A 19,870-nucleotide genomic window follows, 5' to 3' on the forward strand; every position below is an offset into this window, starting at 1 on the left:
TTATAAACAGCAAGGGCAGCAATCTTAATTGCTGCCCTTGTTGTTGTTATACAAAAGTTATTTGCTAGTCTTTACCCGCATGTTGAATAGAATGGCCAGGATAATCAATCCAATTCCCAATAGGGAATATAAACTGTATGTTTCTTCGAAAAAGAAGAATCCAATGCCCAGTGCGTAAACCACACCTAGGTAAGTTAAACTCGATACCTTTGAAAGATTAGCGGTCTGATACGAAAGCGTCATGTAATATTGGGCCAGTTGGGTTAAGATACCCACTAATAACAGATAAAACCAATCAATGCCCTGTGGTGTTTTCCAATCGAAAATACTATAGATTCCGACAAATGGAATCGTGATCAATGGAAAGTAAAAAATGATAACCAAGGGATGCTCACTGGTTTTGATCTTCGCAATGATATTATAGGCAATGGCTGCAAACAGTGCAGACATCAAGCCCACCGCTAAATCAAAATTGGATATCCTGGAGTCAAAACCTTTCATCATCAAAACACCTGCGATCGCCATTCCAAAGAACAGAAACTGAATAGGCTTCACATACTGTTTGACCATGAAGATCCCTAGAATGGTCGTAAATAGGGGAGCTGTATAATTGATGGTCACTGCAGAGGCCAATGGAATATTCTGCAAGGTGTAAAAAGAACCTACCAGCCCTAAACAGCCAGCAATTCCTCTTGCAATCAGCAATTTCTTGTTATTTCCAAATACAGGGATGTTTTGTTTTCTCAGGATGGCATAGGAGGCCAGCAAACTGATGACCGAACGGAAAAGTACCACTTCCATGGTTGGAAGATGCGAAACCAACTTGACACTAATATTCATCAGGGCGAAGAAAAAGCCCGCCAATAACATGTATTGGATGCTTTTTTGATCTTCCACTACTGAACTGGGTCGCTATGTTTTTTTACTACTTCCCTAATTCCAGTTTCAGGGTCAATTTCCAATTCCGTCTGTTTTACCAACACAGCAAATGAAGCTGGTTGAATTCCTTTGCCATATTTGATGGCGTATTCTTTCGTAAACTCGGCTCCAAAGTACAGAATGGCAGCAGAGTAATAAACCCAGGCCAATAAGATAATAATGGATCCTGCGGCTCCATACGAGCTGGCAGTGATGTTCTGTGAAAGGTATAAGGAGATCAGGAACTTACCGAACATAAATAACAATGCGGTAAAAAGGGCTCCGCCCAATATATCCTTAAATCGAACCTTCGCATCTGGAAGGAAGGCGTAGATAATTCCAAATAAAGACGAGATCACCAAAAAGGTAATGGCCGTATTCACCCAATCGATCAAACTGATATCCCAATTCTCCATAAACTGATTGAAATAGCTCGTCATCACGCCAATCAAACTGGAGATAATCAACGATGCCAATAGAAGGAAAACCAGACCTAGGATCATGGAGAATGAAATCAACCTGTTGATGATCAATTTCAACCAACCTTTCTTGGGTTTAGGCTTTACTTTCCAGATGGAATTGATTGAATTTTGGATATCCACAAAAATAGTGGTCGAAGTGAACATCAAGGTGCCTGCACCGACGATGATTCCAATATTGGAGCGGCTAGAAAGGGATAGATTATGTACGGTAGATTCCAGCAAGGTGGCTATTTCTTTTCCAAACAATTGATTCAGCTCATCAATGACCTGCTCACGCGCACCCTCGCTACCATCTAGGGCACTGCCATAGAAAAATCCCAGTGTCCATGTTAAAATCAACAGAAGTGGACCAATAGAGAATACGGTGTAATAGGCAAGTGAAGCGGCTAGCTTCATGCAGTTGTCATCAGCAAATGCATTACCTGCATTCAATAGTAGTTGCCAGAATTCCTTTATCTTGGTCCAAATTGTTTTTAGCATAGATTATCCCTGTTCAGAATAGATTGATTTTATTACCTCTTCATTCTTTTGCAGGATAACTTTTCGTTTAAGGCTTAACTTCGGAGTCAACTCACCAGCGTCGATGGTCCACTCTTTCGGCAACAACTTAAACTTCTTCACCTGCTCCCAATGCCCAAAGTTAGCCATTGCCTGTGATATAACCTGTTCGTATTTAGATAAAATGTCGGTATTCTTGATCAAGTCCTCTTTTGAACTGAAGCTGATCCCTTTGTGATTGGCATATTTTTCAAGCTCTTCATATGCCGGAACGATCAATGCCGCTGGGAAACGTTGGTTCTCACCAATGACCATCACCTGGGCAATCAGGGTAGATTCCATCAATTTGTTTTCTAAAACTTGAGGGGCAACATATTTACCTCCCGCGGTTTTGAACATCTCTTTTTTACGATCGGTGATTCTCAAGAAACCATCTGGAGTCAGTTCACCAATATCGCCGGTATGCAAATATCCATCTTCGGTAAAGGCTTCTTTGGTCGCCTCATCGTTATGGTAGTAGCCACTGGTCACACTTGGTCCTTTTACCAGGATCTCTCCATCCTGAGCGATCTTAACATCTAGGTTGTCCAATACGCGTCCAACTGTTCCAAACTTCACATCTTCTTCCTTCCAGGAGTTCACAGCAATTACCGGGGAAGTTTCGGTCAATCCGTAACCTTCCAAAACCTTGATACCTGCCGCCCAGAACACTCTTGCCAAACGTTCCTGCAATGCTGCACCACCAGAAATAATCAATTTGATGTTTCCACCTAATGCATCCTTCCATTTTGAAAAGATCAATTTTCTGGCAATGCCCAATTGGAAGTTGTAGAATCCGGAGTTCTTTTTAGGTTCTTGATAACGTAAGCCCAAGTTCAATGCCCAGAAGAACAATGATTTCTTGATGCCGGTAAGGTTCTTGCCTTTCTCAACGACCTTATCATATACTTTTTCCAATACACGTGGGACCGTCGTAAATAGATCTGGTTTTACATCATTGATGTCGACCACGATATTATCTAGGTTTTCCGCATAATAGATCTGTACCCCTTTGGAAAGGTACAGGTACACTACCATTCGCTCAAAGATGTGGCATAAAGGCAAGAAGCTCAATGCTTTCTTGTATTCATCGGTCACCAAATGGTTACATGCCTCCACATTGGAAATGATATTGTTATGGGATAGGAAAACGCCTTTGGGTTTACCCGTTGTGCCTGAAGTATAGATCAAGGTCAATAGATCCTCAGGTTGAACTGCATCTCTATGGGCTTGCAGGTCCTGGTCGTTTTGTTTACCAAGTCCCAGAACCTCAAGATAGTTCTTGCGGTCTTGGATATCATCAAACGTAAAAACCTCTAACTCTTGGTTGTTTTCCTTTAATGCTAGGTCAGCTTTCTTCGCAAGCTCTTCATTGCTTACAAACAAAAGCTTTGCGCCAGCATCATTCAGGATATAGATGAGGTCCTGATTGGAAAGGGTAGGGTATAAGGGCACTGTCGCCACACCCAATTGGTTACAGGCAAAGTCAATGAAATTCCATTCCGGTCTATTACCGGACATCAAGGCAATACGATCGCCTTTCTGAATCCCTTTTGCCAATAATCCCTTACTAATATTATCGATGATTTCTACAAACTCTTGGGTGGAATAGGTCTTCCAACCATTCTTTGAGCGGCCAGCAACCATGATCTCTTTGGAAAATTCCTTCTGATAGTTACTGATTAAATCAAATAATCTTTTATTATTGCTCATAATGTTTATCTCCCCTTAAAAATACAAAATTGGTTATACATATCTAGGTAATGACTAATATATAATTTTTTAAAGAAAAACTATGCTTGCAGAATAATTTTTGACTTTACTTATACCGAAAATCGGTTTTAAGCGTTTAAAAAATTAATAGTACTTTTGAGGAATAGAAATTTGTTTTCAATGAAAAAAATCTTACAACTAACACTAGTTTTTATCGCTTTTATTGCATCAACTAACCTTGCCAACGCGCAGCTGCAATCTCAACATGCCATCGGTGCCAGATTTGGTTCGGCTACTGGATTAACATATCGTTATACAATGAATCCTAACAAGGCTTTGGAAGGAATCCTGAGTATACAGGGCAACTCGGAATACAGCAGGTTCCGCTTGGTAGGTCTCTATGAAAACCACTTGCCATTGTACAATGATTTCTCTTGGTTCTGGGGATTCGGTGGTTCCGTAGGTTCATATACCAGTAAAGCATTTACCAACAAAGAAGGGCAACGTTTTGACAAACATTCCGAAATGGCCCTGAGTGTTGATGGTATCGTAGGGGTGGAATACAAAATTCCGCAAGCTCCACTAGCATTGTCACTAGATATCAAACCTTATTTCGACTTCCTTCAAGAAAGCGGATTCAGGATTTGGGATGGAGTGGGATTCTCAATAAGATACACGTTTTAACAACGAACAAGGCCTTGCATCAAAAAGCAAGGCCTTGTTCGTTGTTACAGTATTGAGATGTGAGATATCAGATGTGAGATAGAAAGGCTGTCAATTATACTGTCTCATATCTCACATCTCAATACTCATATCTATCCCATTCCTATCCAATTTTCTATCCCACATCTCAATACTCACATCTCATATCTACTCAACTGCCTTCTCCGTATCCACCGCATTATGCTCCCGGTATACTTTTTCGCCAATTACGCCTTCGTCCCCGAGTGCCCTGCCTTTGATCAGCCAGGATATCCCGAACATCCAAAGGGCTAAGGCTTCAAAAACGAGGGTAGAATAGGGGAACAGCTTTAGAGGGACCATAACTACGCAAAGTATTATGCCATAGCCACAGAATCTGTAGATGCGGTTTTCATTGAACATACTGACCGGAATATCGGAGTTTTTCTGTTGCCCGATGGTAAAGACATTGATGGATAATAGGGCAAAAATGGAAAACAACACTGCCGCAAAGGCATAGTGTAACCAAGTTAAGCTAAAGTTGATCAAGGTACATTTCAGGCAGGAGTCCGAAATAGGATCTGTTGGGATAAAAGCAACCCCGAAAGCCATGATCCCGGCAACATTCGTAAGTAAATTGTCGTTCTTGAGAATTGACCTGTTCCCATTTCCTTTATAGCAGATCAAAAACAAGCCTACAGCACATAATGTACCCGTAAAGATTTCCCGAAGGTTGGTATAGTAATAATGGCTGATGGAGGGCTGTATTTTGGTCGCAAAGAATTTGATTAAAGATAGCAGGACTAAAATGGTTGGGAGAAAAATCCCTAGATAACCAATTGCCCTTCGGAGACGCCGATAGGCATATAGGTTGTGGTTTTGAATGGGTTTTATTTGCATGGCCGTAATTGGTTAAACGGTACGGAACCTGAAATTGGTCTTAGGTTCGATTCTGTTAATTGTGTGCCATTAAAAATAAAGAAAAAATTCAAATAAATTATTGATAATGAGTGGTTAATTGCTTTGGACGAGCGAAAACAAAATACCCAGCAACGAAAGGGATTCGATTGCTGGGTATTTCTACTTTTCAAGATTATAAAGAAAGCCAGATATTACCTAACCTTCTTTGTTCTTCTGTGCTGTCTTCTTTTCTTTCAATAACGTAGGAAACTTTTTCACTAGCTTTCAACTGGATCGTGATTTCACGCATCAGGCCATCTCTAGCGACCAGGATCTGCAAAGGATCACCAATCTTGCTGTTGATCACAGCCTGGTCCAGTTCTCTACCCATCGGATCCAAGCGATTTCCGTTGACTGCCACGATTTCATCATCTACATTCAATCCATCCAGCCAAGCAGCGGAATTGCGGTCAACATTCTTGATGATGGTACGTCCATCCTGATGCGAAACCTTGATCCCTATGCTAGGTGTCTGGTTTTCCCTATTGATGTCAATGAACTGATAACCTATCGCGTTGAAATAAGCATTATAGTCAATTTCTTCTGTGGTATAGACTGCGTCAAAAATCTCCTTCAGGGAGATTCCGGAAACCTCTTCTGCCAAGTCTTGGAATTCCTTTTCGCTGATTCCCCTGTTCTCAATCAGGTAATATTTTTCATAGGCCGCTTTCAGGACATTGTCCAAACGTTTGCTGCCATTGGTCTTCGCAATGATGCTGATGTCAATCATCGTGGCCAACATAGCTCCTTTGTTGTAATAGGAGATGCTGACATTGGATGAGTTTTCATCAGGGCGGTATTGTTTGATCCAGGTATCAAAACTGGAAAGACCCACCGATTGAACCTTGTGTCCAGGGCGGTTCAATACCAGATTGAATTCCGAAACCAATTCATTTAGATACTCCTGTTCATTCCTAAATCCGCATCTACGCGTAATTAGGTTGTCGTAATAGGCGGTAAAACCTTCAAAGATCCATAATAATGGGGTGTAGTTTTCCTCATCATAGTTGAATGGACCCAAGTTCGCGGGTCTCAAACGCTTGACATTCCATAAGTGGAAATACTCATGGGCTACCAAGCTCAAGAAATTATTATAGGTGATGTTATTGGAATAAGCGGACCTGGATGCTGCCAAGACCGTCGAGTTCAAGTGTTCCAATCCACCGTGTGAACTTTGATAATTATGGGTAATAAATACATATCGGTCATTCGGATTCGATCCCCAGATCGCCGTTTCTACTTCCACAATCTTTGTGATATCTTCTGACAAGCGATCTTTATCGTAATTGGCCGTTCCCACCATCGCAAATTCATGGGGTATACCCGCAGCATTGAACGTCCAGCTATCCTGATTACCGATCTCCAGCGGAGAATCAAAAAGGATATCGAAATTCTCTGCAAAGAAGAGATTGAGTTTGCCCTCTACCAATTCCAAACCTGTAGATATCTTTTTCCAGAAACTTGGCAGATCAACCTGAACCGTGGAAGCATGGTCCAAATAGCCGTCCACGAACAGGAAAGTCCCTGCTGGGCTGATAAAGGCATGTTGGTCATCCACAAAATTGGTACGCACGGAGCGTTCAAAGCTATAAACACGATAGGATACCTTTACCTGCGAACCCTTGGAATGAACTCTCCAGGTATTCTTGTTGATCTTGTCAAATTCAAGGAGGTTACCATTCGTATCTTCCATCTTCATCTGCTCCACGTTTTTTGCAAATTCACGGATGAGGTAGGAACCAGGTGTCCAGACCGGCATTTTGAGGTCAAGGTAATCTTGGTCAAATCCTTCAAGGATCATTCGGACCTCCACATAATGTGCCTGAGGCTCAATAAAAGATAATTGGAACTGTATACTGCTATTACTCATAATTCTTAAACGTAAAAAGGGAAACCTTGTTTGGCATCCCTTATTTTCTTTTATAAACTTCAAAAGTATAGTCGAACTTATGCTTTTCATCCTTCTGATGGGCATCTTGACTGACCAACTCCCATTCATTCTCTGGCAGTTCCGGAAAATAGGCGTCCGCATCTGGAATATTGGTGTGCACCCTGGTCAATAGGACTTCATCTGCAATGGGCAAGGATTGCTTGTAGATCTCTGCTCCACCGATGATAAATATTTCCTGTTCATCCCTGCAATAATTAATTACCGCTTGGATGCTGTTTGCGACATCAACTTCCTCTGCCCTAAATTGAGGCTGTCTGCTGATGACGATATTCCTTCTGCCTGGCAAGGCTTTACCAATGGACTCAAAGGTCTTCCGACCCATGACAATGGAATGATCCATGGTCTTGGCCTTGAAGTATTTGAAATCATTGGGTAAATGCCAAGGCATTTGGTTACCTTTTCCAATTGCATTATTCTCGGCTGCCGCCACAATAAATGTAACTTTAGGATAACTCATTTAAATGTTTTAGTTTTTATTATACAGCTACTGGAGCTTTGATATGCGGGTGATGTTCGTAATTGACCAATTCAAAATCCTCAAACTTGAAATCAAAGATGTCTTTCACATCAGGGTTGATCTTCATTTGCGGAAGTGGTTTCGGATCGCGTGACAATTGCAGTTCGGTCTGCTCAAAATGGTTGCTGTAGATATGCGCATCACCAAGGGTATGGACAAAATCTGCCGCTTCCATATCGCATACCTGCGCCACCATCATGGTCAATAGGGCATAGGAAGCAATGTTGAACGGTACTCCCAAGAAAATATCTGCACTGCGTTGGTATAATTGGCAGGATAGCTGCGGTTTTAAGATCCCTTTCTCAGGTTGCGCCGGCGCTACATAGAACTGAAAAAAGGCATGACATGGAGGCAAAGCCATATTTTCGATTTCCGCTACGTTCCATGCCGAAACAATGATCCTACGGGAGTCCGGTGATTTTTTCAACTGATTGATCACTTGGCTGATCTGGTCGATATGACGGCCATCAGGAGTAGGCCATGAACGCCATTGTGAACCATAAACTGGACCTAAATTGCCGTTTTCATCCGCCCATTCGTCCCAAATGCTTACACCGTTTTCCTTGAGATATTGGATGTTGGTCTCACCTTTCAGGAACCAGATCAACTCATGGATAATGGAGCGTAAATGTAACTTTTTGGTCGTTACAAGGGGGAATCCTTCTTTTAGATTGAAACGCATTTGATACCCAAATACACTTTTTGTTCCTGTTCCAGTTCTGTCCGTTTTTTCAACACCAGTCGTGTATACGTGTTCAAGTAAGTCTAAATATTGTTTCATTGATTTCCCTTGATTTTTTTCTCCTACGAAGATACCCTTTTTTTTGAAATTGCATTTTGCTTTTTGGGGCCTTTGCGGAAGTTTCCCGTTTTTTTACAATCCCAGGTTAATCATTAAAATATCACAATTCATCAATACTTAACATTTTGCATCATTTTGTGTATTTTTGCAAAATATTATGGGAAAAAAAGTTGCTTTCTATACGTTAGGTTGTAAGCTGAATTTTTCAGAAACCTCCTCTATAGGTCGTATCTTTAAGGATGCGGGTTATGAAACTACGCCTTTCAACAGCGCGGCAGATGTTTATGTGATCAATACATGTTCGGTGACCGATCATGCTGACCGCAAGTGCCGAAAGGTCGTAAAGGAAGCCCTGAAGCATTCCCCAAATGCCTATATTACCATTGTTGGCTGTTATGCGCAGCTCAAACCTAAGGAGATTTCTGAAATCCCGGGTGTGGACATGGTATTAGGTGCTGCCGAAAAATTCAACATCATTGAACATATCGATGACCTGACCAAGAACGAAAAAGCAGTGGTCCATAATGCCCCTATCGACGAAACCAATCAGTTTGTTTCTGCATTCTCCATCGGCGACCGTACCAGGACCTTTTTGAAAGTTCAGGATGGTTGTGATTATTCCTGTACCTTCTGTACGATTCCTTTGGCACGTGGCGCCAGCCGTTCGGGCAAGATTGAGGACATTGTGCGTCAGGCTGAAGAGATTGCCGCTTCCGGCGTCAAAGAAATCGTGCTGACTGGCGTGAATATCGGTGACTACGGCATCCGTGACGGCAAGCGCCAAGATCGCTTCGTGGATCTGGTGAAAGCATTGGATGAGGTGGAAGGAATCGATAGGATCCGTATTTCTAGCATTGAACCCAACCTATTGACCAATGAGATCATCGAATTTGTAGCACAGTCCAAAAGGTTTGTGCCACATTTCCACATGCCCCTACAGTCAGGTAACAATAAGGTCCTAGCACAAATGAGACGCCGATACAAACGTGAACTGTATAGCGAACGCGTTGCTAAGATCAAATCTCTGATGCCTAACTGCTGTATCGGGGTGGATGTTATCGTCGGTTTCCCAGGAGAGACCCGTGAGGATTTTATAGATACATACAACTTCTTGAATGAGATGGATACCTCTTACCTGCATGTATTCACCTATTCAGAACGTGAAAATACCATTGCCGCTCAAATGGAAGGTGCCGTACCGGGTGCCCAGCGAAGCGATAGAAGCAAGATGTTGCATATCCTTTCAGAAAAGAAACGTAGAGCCTTCTACGAATCGCAGTTAGGCTCTATCGATGAGGTTCTGTTTGAAGGTGATATCAAAGATGGTTATATGCATGGCTTCTCCAAGAACTATGTGAAAGTGCGTACGCCTTATGATCCTTTGTTGGTAAACGAGGTTGTTCCCGTTAAGTTCATTTCCATTTCTGAAAATGGGGATGTGGATATCGAGGAATTGCCAGAGGTATTAGCGCATTAATCGGATAGTATACCCCAATTTTTTTTGGTTTTATTCTGACTTTGTTCGAGTCTCATTCGAGACATATTCGGAAACGTTCGGATTGGATAGAATTATTTCTAACCATTTCCCGAATGTGTCTCGAAGCAATCTCGAATAAGGTCAAGATTTAGACCTTTCCTTTTGGTCTAAATCCTGCCTTTTCTTTAGCTGTTTTTGGGTCCTTTTTTATGGGGAATAATTACTTGCCTGAGTTGAATTTGAGCTGCTAAGCATTTCTTCTTCTGAAGCTGTCAAACTCTTTGTGAAGTCGCATCAACTTGAAGGTTGAACTGATCAGCTCATTGGTTTCGAGAAGAATGGAGAAATACAGTCTACTGTTCTTAGGACTGTTTTCAGAAGTCCTGATACGGTCTATCTGTTTGTCCAATAGATTGTTGATGTATTCTTGGATATCTTCTCTTTCTTTAATGATCTCATCAATCTTACTGAAATCCAGTCGTTTATAGGTCATGTTGATTTTTGAGAACCATTCAGCGATTCTTTCCACCACATATTTTAAGTCTTTTGCCTGACTGATCTTCAGCGGTTTGTGGTTATTGTCCACATGCGACATGGCATTGGAGTTGATGACCGCTACGTTTTCTACCATATCCTGTTGATAACCTAAGGATATGATATAATAACGGCTTCCCTTCACGGAATTATCATCCAAACTACGGATATAATCATACATCGCGTTGTTGGTTGAGTTCAGGTCGTTCTGCAGTTTCTTGATCAACTTTTTATTGCTTGTCAGGGCATCCAGGTCTTCCTTGATCAGGGAGTCTATGGCTTCCTTGAAGAATAGGTTGGTCTTGGAGAACGTTTCACTGATCTGTTGGGCAGAGGTTTCAATTACCTGCTGTAGACCGATGATATCGCCTTTTTCCAGGTTCAGTTCCTGTAATGCCTTTGCCTTGATCTTGCGGTCATGGCTCTTTGCATTTCTATAAAGCAATAGGGCAAGTACGATCAGGGAGATCACAAAAGTGACGATTCCGCCAATCTTTAGGAAGAACGCGAAGATTACCGCTCCCGCGAATGCACAACCCGCAGTCACAAACCAACCGCCGATAACGTGGAATACTCCCGAAACCCTATAAACTGCACTCTCACGGCCCCATGCACGGTCTGCAAAGGCAGTACCCATGGCCACCATAAAGGTTACATAGGTGGTCGAAAGGGGAAGTTTCATGGATGTACCTAGGGCGATCAGGCTGGAAGCAACCATCAGGTTGACCGAAGCGCGGATCATATCAAACATTGGTTCATCTTTTGACTTCTTTTTCTTTCTATGGGCAGTTAACAGTGGGTTTTCAAATTTTTTGTCCAAACTTGCCTGCAAGGTCCTCGGCATCAGGTAAGTCAAACCTGAACCAAGTTTGATAAATCCTCTTACAATGCTACGGGATAGCATATTGGATTTAAATTTCTCGTTACCATCACCTTGATTGGAAAGGCTCATTTCCGTCTCAATAACGGTTTTGGCCTTTTTGGAGGTCCATAAGGTAATGACCATTACGATACCTGCGGTTAATAAGATCCAGGTAGGGGCAACTATATCACTGGATGCCAATGCATCCATCATATAGTTGTCCGGGTCGGCGCCAGGGATCGATTGGAAGAACTCTACCGATTGAGCTGCGGCTACTGGTACACCGATAAAGTTTACCAAGTCGTTCCCCGCGAATGAAAGCGCTAACGCAAAGGTTCCAATTCCAATGATCACCTTCAGGATATTATATCCCAACAGGTTAATGATGTAGCTTAGGATGGTGAAGACTACAAATGATCCACCCAATAGGAGCAATTCATGCGTCTGAACCCAGTCTTTGACATCTGAACCAATGAACGATACACCTTTCATCCCTTTGATCAGGATAAAATAAGAGATAGAAGCCATGGCAATTCCCCCAAAGAAAACCCCAATGGTCTTTAGTTTCTTTTCAAACTGGAAAGTGAACAGGACCCTGGAAATATACTGTACAGCCATACCGACCGTAAAGGAAATGACGACGGAGAGTAAGATACTGTAGACAATCTCAGAGGCTTTTTCTGTATTGATATAGGTAGAAAGGGTAGACCAATCTCCGTTCTTAATAGCGATATTATAGATAGCCAAACAGATCGCAGCACCTAAGAGCTCGAACACGATGGATACCGTGGTTGAAGTTGGCAGGCCGAAATAGTTAAAGACATCCAATAGAATGATATCCGTAATCATGACGGCGAGGAATATGGTTATTACATCATCAAAAGAGAATTTACTGGGGACATAGATCCCGCTCCTGGCGATTTCCATCATACCGCTCGAAAAGACCGATCCAAAAAGGATCCCCAAACTGGCAATGATCATGATGCTTTTGAAAGGGATGGCTTTTGATCCAATGGCTGAATTCAGGAAGTTTACAGCATCGTTACTAACACCGACCATCAGGTCTATGATTGCCAGGACAGCAAGCGTGATGAGTACGAGATAAAGGTAGTTCTCCATAATGTATATGTTTTCAATCTAGATTGTTATGGGTGATCAGACTAAAACTGAAATATAATTTCTAAAACTGCAAGTATAGGGTAAAAACCTTAAAATTTAGCTATTTGTTTTCAAATTATTCTTCCAGAATATCGTTAAAAGAATAAAAATAACGCCTATCCATTTGACCCAGCTGACCGACTCTTGCAGGACCAGGTAAGACATACAGACGGCTACCGGGAGCTCTACGGCACTTAGTACGGCGCCAAGGGAATACCCCACTTTAGGCATGCCGTAAGCAAAGAGCAACGGTGGAATGACCGTTCCGAAGATGGACAGCAACATGCCATAAGGTAAAATTCCCATGAACGTTTCGCTGCCGAACAAACTGAAGGGTTGTAAGGTGACCATAATCAGGAATAAGGCACCACTGATCATCATGGCGCTTTTATGGATCGGATGGTAATCATTGCCCACACGGCCGTTGACAATCATAAAGACAGAGTAGGCGGTTGCAGCAAGCATGCCGTACCCGATCCCCAGTAAAGAAAAGGATTCCAAAGGTTCCTCGATCATGCCAGTAGCGAAGACCGTACCGGCAAGGATGGCAATGATAACGATGATTTGGCTAAGCTGAGGTTTTACCTTGAAGAAAATCAGTTCGATAATCTGTCCGATCCAGATGTATTGCATCAGGAGGACGATGGCCAAGGAAGCTGGGACCAGTTCTACACATTTATAGTACAATATGCTGACCATGCCCGTACTTACCCCACTCAGGTAAATTTTCCATTTAGGGCTTAATGGGGTCTGGGATTTCTTTTGTTGTTGGGAGTTTTTTATGAGGAGCCAAGCTAGCCAAAGAAAGACAACCCCTAATAGTGCTTGAATCCCTGTGACTTCGCCAAGGTTATAACCTTGTGCATAGGCTTTTTTAACAAAGGTGGATAGAATTCCGAAGCTCGCGGCTCCAAGGAATACGGCTATTGCGCCTTTTGTTTTATTCATGGCGCAAAAGTAAATTAAATAAGTACTATGCGCTAAGGATAAAAACAGTTGATGACACAGAAAAGACAAATCCATTCGTACAGGTAAAAATTAGCGCGCATAAAATTTGGTTGTCGTGACAAATAATTTCCGTTCAAATCCTGTTTTTAAGGATTAATAACCTATATTGTATGGCTTTGGCAATAAAGTAAGTCACATTTGTGGAAAAAAACAGGTGGGCTTTGATGGAATAGCTTGATATTTTTGGTTTGGAGGTTTTGGATGAAGATTAATTACAGCTTATTACTTTTTCTTTTGGCGGCGGTCTTGTTGAGTTCCTGTGGGGCGAAGCGAAAAACTGCCGGAGGAGGTTCTTATGGAAATGTAAAGCCCAAGAAGGGAGCTCCAATTTCGGATGCCAGTGATGCCAGAGGGGTGGAGTATTCTGGGAACAAGCTGGAAAACTATGCCGAGTTGTTGGGCGTGAAGACCAAGGATCTCGATAACAAGAACCTATACCTAATGATCGATGAATGGATGGGCACGCCGCACCGAATGGGGGGTATGGATAAACGCGGGGTGGACTGTTCGGGTTTTGTGACCCTGATGTACGATAGGATCTATGGCAAGGAGCTGCCACGAACTTCAAGGGACATGGCTGACAATGTGAAGCGGAAGTATGAGAAGCAATTGAAGGAGGGGGATCTGGTGTTCTTTTCCTTTGGCGGTCGGAATATCGACCATGTGGGTATTTACCTGCACAATGGCAAGTTTGTGCATGTATCCACGCGCAAAGGTGTTATCATCTCCAACCTGAACGATAGTTGGTATTATAAATATTTCAAGCGCAGCGGAACGCCAAAGAGTTAGTGGCTGCTGTTTTATGACAGTATTATGTCCGATATTCGGCTTTATTCTCAAATTAGCCTGTTAAAATCTGTACAAATCCCTATTTTTGTGCACATTTTATAGCATATCATGTCAGAAAAAACTAAAAAGATTTTCTTAGGGCTATGTGTAGTAGTTCCATTCTTAATTTACTGTGTTTATTACTATTCGGCAATGGTGAAAAACGCACCATACCGTTATTCAGATTTCGATCATATCGAAATTACCTATGGATTTCCAGATTCCATGCTGAACCATTTCAATTCCAAGACACAGGAATATGATTACCTTACAAAAGACAACAAGTTGGTAAAGGATAGCTTGAAACTTCGTGACAATGACCTGTTGTATCTGCACAGGAAAGCGCAGGAGTTGGGCTTCTGGAATTTACCGGACGATATGACGGTGGACCTCAGCAAGAGACCGGCTGGCGAGCGCAAGCCAAGGTACAAGCTGACCTTCGCCTATAAAGAAAAAACGAAGACTGTAACCTTTGATCCGGATTATCCGGGGCCAGACAAAATGGTCGAAGCGGGCCGTACCACGATCGATGAGGTGGTAAGGATGTTGGCGACGGCAAAGGCGAGATAAAAGGAAATTTATTATTTAATTTTCTCTTAACAGTAACTTTAACCAATAGCCCTACTTTTGAGTCAAGTAATTTGTTTCAATAAATTGTTTGGTGATTTAAAGGTTATTAGGTAAAACAATTAAGAAAAAGGGTCGATGTGATATCGGTCCTTTTTTTTTATTTATTGAATCTCGATTAATCCCCTGTAAACTAAAAAGATGCTCTGTTCCCTTTTGGAAAAAAGGATGACTTCCATTTTTGTGGCGATAATCCTACCATTATTTTATGAGGTAATTATTGATATTAATTGTTAATTTGTGTCCAAATAATAAATTATGGAAACAAAAACATTATCTAAATTCATTGCTGAACTGATTGGAACATTCGGTTTGGTATTGTTTGGCTGTGGTGCTGCAGCTGTTGCCGGAGGTGATACGCTAGCGCATACATCTGGCCTAGGGTTATTGGGGATTTCCTTGGCTTTCGGTTTATCCGTGGTAGTTTTCGCCTATGCAATTGGCGGCGTATCGGGTTGTCATATCAATCCGGCGGTTACCTTGGGTGTCCTGGTCTCGGGAAGGATGTCTGGAAAGGATGCTATAGTTTATATTGCTGCCCAGGTATTGGGTGGTATCTTAGGAGCCTTTGTGTTGAAGACCATTTTGTCGGGTCAGATTGCTGGTTTCAGCGCTGGCGAATGGGCGTATGGGTCGAATGGCTGGGGCGCAGGTTATCAGAATGAGTATGGAATGATGGCAGCATTTATTACCGAAACGGTATTGACAGCCCTGTTCCTGTTCGTTATTCTGGGCACCACATCAAAACTTGGAAATGGAACGATGGCTGGTTTGGCTATCGGTTTTTCCTTGGTTTTGATCCACATGGTTGCTATTCCTATCACAGGGACTTCAGTGAATCCTGCTAGAAGCCTTGGACCTGCGATCTTTGCAGGTGGAAATGCAATTTCTCAAGTTTGGTTGTTCTTGGTCGCTCCGTTTGTTGGTGCAGTAATCGGTGCCGTACTGTGGAGATTGGTGCAGAACGAACCGAAAAGTGCGTAATTGAAAATATTATTTTGATTAATTTAAATGAAAGAGTTGCTCCATTGGGCAACTCTTTTTTGTGGGTAGGGGAATGGGTAGGGGATTTGAACCAGGATGAAAGGGATTAGAGGATGGGCCAAGATCTGGGAGTGTACCAGGATTAAAAGGATGAGAGGATGGGCCATGATCGTAACTCAAGGCTCCTTGGAGGTTAAGGGAAATGTTTTTTTGTTTTTGATTCTGAACGATCAGTGAGGAATCTGTACGGTTTTCCTTCAACATGTCCTGTCATCCTGCAGCGAAGGTGCAGGAACTGTTCGGCAATACAAGCTTTTATGGATTTGATCACCTTCATTGTAAAATCCCCCAACTATGTTGTACAGCAATACAAGCTTTTCTGAGTTTAATCTCCTTTCATCGTACAATCCCCCATCATCGCTGTTCGCTCTTCATTCGCTTATCAAGAGAAATGTTTCCAAAACGGTTTTTGCTTGTGCCAAACTTTGAAAATGATTATCTTCGTGCATGGATAATTTCATTGTCTCTGCGCGGAAATATAGGCCGGTCACATTTGACTCGGTGGTAGGGCAGCAACACATTACCGGAACACTTAAGAATGCAATACATAACAACCAGTTAGCTCAGGCATTTCTGTTCTGTGGACCTCGTGGTGTTGGTAAAACTACCTGTGCCCGTATTTTGGCAAAGACAATTAACTGTGAGCATATCACGGAATCGAATGAGGCCTGTGGGCAATGTGATAGCTGTAAGTCTTTCCAGAATGGGAATTCCTTCAGTATCCATGAGCTGGATGCGGCATCCAACAACTCGGTTGACGATATCCGTTCCTTGATCGATCAGGTGAGGATCCCACCTCAAACAGGTAAATACAAGATCTATATCATTGATGAGGTTCACATGCTTTCGCAACAGGCTTTCAATGCTTTTTTGAAAACCTTGGAAGAGCCACCTTCCTATGCGATCTTTATCTTAGCTACCACGGAAAAACATAAAATCCTTCCTACCATTCTTTCCCGTTGTCAAATCTTTGATTTCAACAGGATCAAAGTGGAGGATATGGCGAACCATCTTGCTGGCATTGCGGAAAAAGAAGCGGTGACCTATGAGATGGATGGCCTGCATGTCATTGCGCAGAAAGCTGATGGCGGTCTACGTGATGCACTTTCGATGTTTGACCAGATCGTTAGTTTTTCCAATAAGAACCTGACCTACCAAGCGGTAATCAACAATCTAAATATCTTGGATTATGATTACTACTTCCAATTGATGGATGCCATCGCCAGACAGGATGCTGCCAATACTTTATTGATTTTTGATAAGGTGTTGAACAACGGTTTTGATGGCGGTCATTTTATCGCAGGTTTATCTTCGCACATCCGTAATCTATTGGTGAGCAAGGAGCCAAGTACCTTGAAGTTATTGGAAGTCAGTGAAAACGTGAAGAAAAGATATCTGGAACAATCACAATCGCTTTCCAGCGGTCTGTTGTTATCTGCCTTGAATATCGCAAACCAATGTGAGGTCAATTATCGCAGCAGTAAGAACCAAAGATTGCAGGTGGAGCTTTCCTTGCTGAAAATGTGCCATATTGCGAGTGCAATTCAACTAGGAGCAGAAGGTCTACCAGCATTAGCTGAATTAAAAAAAAAACTCCCTAACCCAGGTGTAAGCCCTGCTGTTGCAAATGGCTCTGGGCCAGCTGCAATGGAGAAAACTGCTTCTCAGGCTGCTCAAACCGCTGCTCAACCTGCGGCAATGCCAAAGCCTGCGCCAAGTACTCCGGTATCCAAGCCGGCAGCTGCAAGTTCAAATCCTGTTCCAGCAACTGATACTCCTAAACCGGCCGCTAAAGGCTGGGGCAATATCAAGACTTCTATTTCCGTACCTAACCTGAATACGATCTTTGACGATAAAAAGGCAGAAGGTGACGATGAAAATGAATTGGTAGAAGGTAATGAATTCTATGAAGTTACCCAGAATGGATTTTTGAGCAAGTGGAACGAATTTGCTGAAATCCTTCGTAACGAGAGCAAGATTACCCTGTACACCATTATGACCTCGAATGCGCCAGTCCTGGAAGGGACGACCATCAAGGTGGAGGTTGAGAACATGGTGCAGATGGAAGAGCTTAAGTTAGGTAAGATCGACATGCTGAATTACCTAAGGGTGCAATTGCGAAACTTCTCCCTGGATATTGACGGGGTGATGGTAGAGAAGTCCAAAGAGCGCAAACCTTATACTTCACAGGAAAAATATCAGGCCATGGTTGCCAAAAACCCGATGCTTGATGAGTTGAGAAAAACATTTGATTTGGGTTTAAGCTAATCATTTTCTTTTCTACCTTTGTACGAATTATTTTTCAGGCTGTTAAGGCCTTTATCCATAATAAAAACACATGCAAAATTTTCAACGTAGGGACAGGTCCGAAAAGCGTGAGACAAATCAGATGGTATTTGGGATCCGTGCTGTCATGGAAGCCATTGATAGTGGAAAAGAAATTGAATCCTTATTTGTTCAACGTGGTCTGTCGGGACCTTTGTTTGCTGAATTCAAAGCTTTAGTAAAAGAGCAGAATGTTGCATTCCAACAGGTACCTATTGAAAAATTAAATAGAATTACGCGCAAGAACCATCAAGGTGTCATCGCCGTGATCTCTCCGATTACGTATCAGGACATTGAAGACCTATTGCCAACGATCTATGAAAAAGGGGAGACTCCTTTGTTGTTGATGTTGGATGGGGTTACCGATGTCAGGAATATGGGAGCGATAGCACGTACAGCGGAATGTGCTGGTGTGCATGCGATCATTGTTCCTAAAAAGGGTTCTGCGGAAATCAACCCTGATGCGATCAAAACTTCAGCCGGTGCTCTTTATAAGATTCCGGTGTGTAGACAGGATTCGCTAGGCCGTGTTGCAAAATTCTTGATTGATTCAGGAGTTCAATTGGTCGTGAGTACAGAAAAAACCAAGGAATCGATCTACGATGTGGATTATACCACGCCAAGCTGTATCATCATGGGTGCAGAGGATGTTGGTGTATCGGATGATTTGATCCGTATATCGGATAAATTAGCTAAGATCCCAATGTTCGGCGAGATTGAATCCCTGAATGTTTCGGTTTCAGCTGCCGTTGTAATTTATGAAGCGGTTAGACAGCGCAATATCTCCTAACCTTGGTGGATAGACTTAAAAAATCTGTAGCTAGGCATTTTAGGGTATATCGGTATGTGATGTACCGTGAGACCTTGGTGGATTTCAGGGAACATTTCTGGTCCTTTCTGGGTGCCTTTATTGGCATCGGGCTGATTGCTTTTATACAGTCGCTTCACTTTCCTCCTTTAGAAAATGTATTCTTAATAGGCTCCTTTGGAGCCTCTGCTGTTTTAGTTTATGGCGCTATCCAGAGTCCCTTGGCGCAGCCTAGGAACTTGGTTGGTGGACATGTAGTTTCGGCCATCGTTGGGGTGACCATAGCAAAGGTACTGCCGGATGTGATCTGGTTGACAGCTCCTTTAGCTGTAGCTAGCTCTATTGTTGCGATGCAGTTCAGCAGGACCTTGCACCCGCCCGGTGGAGCAACGGCATTGATTGCAGTTAGTGGGGGAGCCAAAATCACGGAATTAGGCTATCTCTATGTCTTAGCGCCAGTCCTGTTGGGGACATTGATCTTGCTGTTGGTGGCATTGATATTTAACAATATCACCAAGAAAAGACATTATCCAGTCCGATATTCCCGATTGAGGAGATCAAGACGAAAGCAATTGAAGCAACGATTTGAAAGATTTAAGGCCAATATTTGAATATTGGTCTTTTTTATTTGCGATAAT

Annotated in this window: 17 protein-coding genes; 8 read left to right on the forward strand and 9 right to left on the reverse strand. The window is 42.5% G+C overall.

Translation table 11 applies throughout. The features are described from left to right. Positions 1 to 57 precede the first annotated feature (57 nt). The 3 genes from NMK93_RS04900 to NMK93_RS04910 are packed head-to-tail and all read right to left on the reverse strand — an operon-like array spanning position 58 to position 3,650. Positions 58 to 897, reverse strand: coding sequence for a DMT family transporter (locus NMK93_RS04900; protein WP_214648523.1), 840 nt, complete (start codon positions 895 to 897; stop codon positions 58 to 60). Then, on the reverse strand, positions 897 to 1,880 hold the full coding sequence (locus NMK93_RS04905; protein ID WP_093094871.1) for a YihY/virulence factor BrkB family protein: 984 nt from the start codon (positions 1,878 to 1,880) through the stop codon (positions 897 to 899). Before NMK93_RS04905 ends, NMK93_RS04900 begins: the two co-directional genes overlap by 1 nt. A 3-nt stretch (positions 1,881 to 1,883) precedes the next feature. Continuing rightward, positions 1,884 to 3,650, reverse strand: coding sequence for a long-chain fatty acid--CoA ligase (locus tag NMK93_RS04910; RefSeq protein ID WP_254528170.1), 1,767 nt, complete (start codon positions 3,648 to 3,650; stop codon positions 1,884 to 1,886). Between the two features lie 180 nt (positions 3,651 to 3,830). Between NMK93_RS04910 and NMK93_RS04915 the strand changes: the two genes are divergently transcribed. Beyond that, positions 3,831 to 4,334, forward strand: coding sequence for a hypothetical protein (locus tag NMK93_RS04915; protein WP_185213497.1), 504 nt, complete (start codon positions 3,831 to 3,833; stop codon positions 4,332 to 4,334). A gap of 186 nt (positions 4,335 to 4,520) precedes the next feature. Here the strand turns inward: NMK93_RS04915 and NMK93_RS04920 are convergent, their stop codons facing one another. The 4 genes from NMK93_RS04920 to NMK93_RS04935 form a co-directional block, all read right to left on the reverse strand. Next, positions 4,521 to 5,231, reverse strand: coding sequence for a hypothetical protein (locus tag NMK93_RS04920; protein WP_185218627.1), 711 nt, complete (start codon positions 5,229 to 5,231; stop codon positions 4,521 to 4,523). A gap of 193 nt (positions 5,232 to 5,424) precedes the next feature. Continuing rightward, a complete protein-coding gene (locus tag NMK93_RS04925; protein WP_254528173.1) occupies positions 5,425 to 7,161 on the reverse strand; it encodes a M61 family metallopeptidase in 1,737 nt (578 codons plus the stop codon). 40 nt (positions 7,162 to 7,201) lie between these two features. Beyond that, on the reverse strand, positions 7,202 to 7,699 hold the full coding sequence (locus NMK93_RS04930; RefSeq protein ID WP_254528175.1) for a dihydrofolate reductase: 498 nt from the start codon (positions 7,697 to 7,699) through the stop codon (positions 7,202 to 7,204). 19 nt (positions 7,700 to 7,718) lie between these two features. Further along, positions 7,719 to 8,540 (reverse strand): thymidylate synthase, encoded by an 822-nt coding sequence (locus NMK93_RS04935; RefSeq protein WP_185218630.1) that lies wholly within the window; start codon positions 8,538 to 8,540, stop codon positions 7,719 to 7,721. 178 nt (positions 8,541 to 8,718) lie between these two features. Between NMK93_RS04935 and mtaB the strand changes: the two genes are divergently transcribed. Continuing rightward, positions 8,719 to 10,038: a tRNA (N(6)-L-threonylcarbamoyladenosine(37)-C(2))-methylthiotransferase MtaB gene (gene mtaB / locus NMK93_RS04940; protein WP_185213502.1), complete on the forward strand. Its 1,320-nt coding sequence runs from the start codon at positions 8,719 to 8,721 to the stop codon at positions 10,036 to 10,038. 247 nt (positions 10,039 to 10,285) lie between these two features. Here the strand turns inward: mtaB and NMK93_RS04945 are convergent, their stop codons facing one another. After that, positions 10,286 to 12,553 (reverse strand): inorganic phosphate transporter, encoded by a 2,268-nt coding sequence (locus NMK93_RS04945; protein WP_254528179.1) that lies wholly within the window; start codon positions 12,551 to 12,553, stop codon positions 10,286 to 10,288. A gap of 96 nt (positions 12,554 to 12,649) precedes the next feature. Beyond that, positions 12,650 to 13,540, reverse strand: coding sequence for a DMT family transporter (locus tag NMK93_RS04950; RefSeq protein ID WP_254528181.1), 891 nt, complete (start codon positions 13,538 to 13,540; stop codon positions 12,650 to 12,652). Positions 13,541 to 13,801: 261 nt separating this feature from the next. On the opposite strand from NMK93_RS04950, the gene NMK93_RS04955 reads away from it, so the two are divergent. From NMK93_RS04955 to NMK93_RS04980, 6 genes are all read left to right on the forward strand, one after another. Beyond that, a complete protein-coding gene (locus tag NMK93_RS04955) occupies positions 13,802 to 14,389 on the forward strand; it encodes a C40 family peptidase (RefSeq protein WP_185213505.1) in 588 nt (195 codons plus the stop codon). A gap of 108 nt (positions 14,390 to 14,497) precedes the next feature. Next, positions 14,498 to 14,998: a hypothetical protein gene (locus NMK93_RS04960; protein WP_237219571.1), complete on the forward strand. Its 501-nt coding sequence runs from the start codon at positions 14,498 to 14,500 to the stop codon at positions 14,996 to 14,998. A 315-nt stretch (positions 14,999 to 15,313) separates the two neighbouring features. Then, positions 15,314 to 16,039 carry an aquaporin Z gene (gene aqpZ / locus NMK93_RS04965; RefSeq protein ID WP_185213506.1) on the forward strand — a complete coding sequence of 242 codons (726 nt, stop codon included), beginning with the start codon at positions 15,314 to 15,316 and terminating at the stop codon, positions 16,037 to 16,039. Between the two features lie 507 nt (positions 16,040 to 16,546). After that, positions 16,547 to 18,367: a DNA polymerase III subunit gamma/tau gene (locus tag NMK93_RS04970; RefSeq protein WP_254528182.1), complete on the forward strand. Its 1,821-nt coding sequence runs from the start codon at positions 16,547 to 16,549 to the stop codon at positions 18,365 to 18,367. Between the two features lie 70 nt (positions 18,368 to 18,437). Then, complete coding sequence (rlmB, locus tag NMK93_RS04975) at positions 18,438 to 19,214, forward strand: 23S rRNA (guanosine(2251)-2'-O)-methyltransferase RlmB (RefSeq protein ID WP_185213508.1); 777 nt, start codon at positions 18,438 to 18,440, stop codon at positions 19,212 to 19,214. A 5-nt stretch (positions 19,215 to 19,219) separates the two neighbouring features. Then, positions 19,220 to 19,843, forward strand: a complete 624-nt coding sequence (locus NMK93_RS04980) for an HPP family protein (protein WP_254528183.1) — start codon at positions 19,220 to 19,222, stop codon at positions 19,841 to 19,843. The last annotated feature ends 27 nt before the right edge of the window (positions 19,844 to 19,870 follow it).

This window comes from Sphingobacterium sp. LZ7M1, assembly GCF_024296865.1.
Taxonomy (GTDB): Bacteria; Bacteroidota; Bacteroidia; order Sphingobacteriales; family Sphingobacteriaceae; genus Sphingobacterium.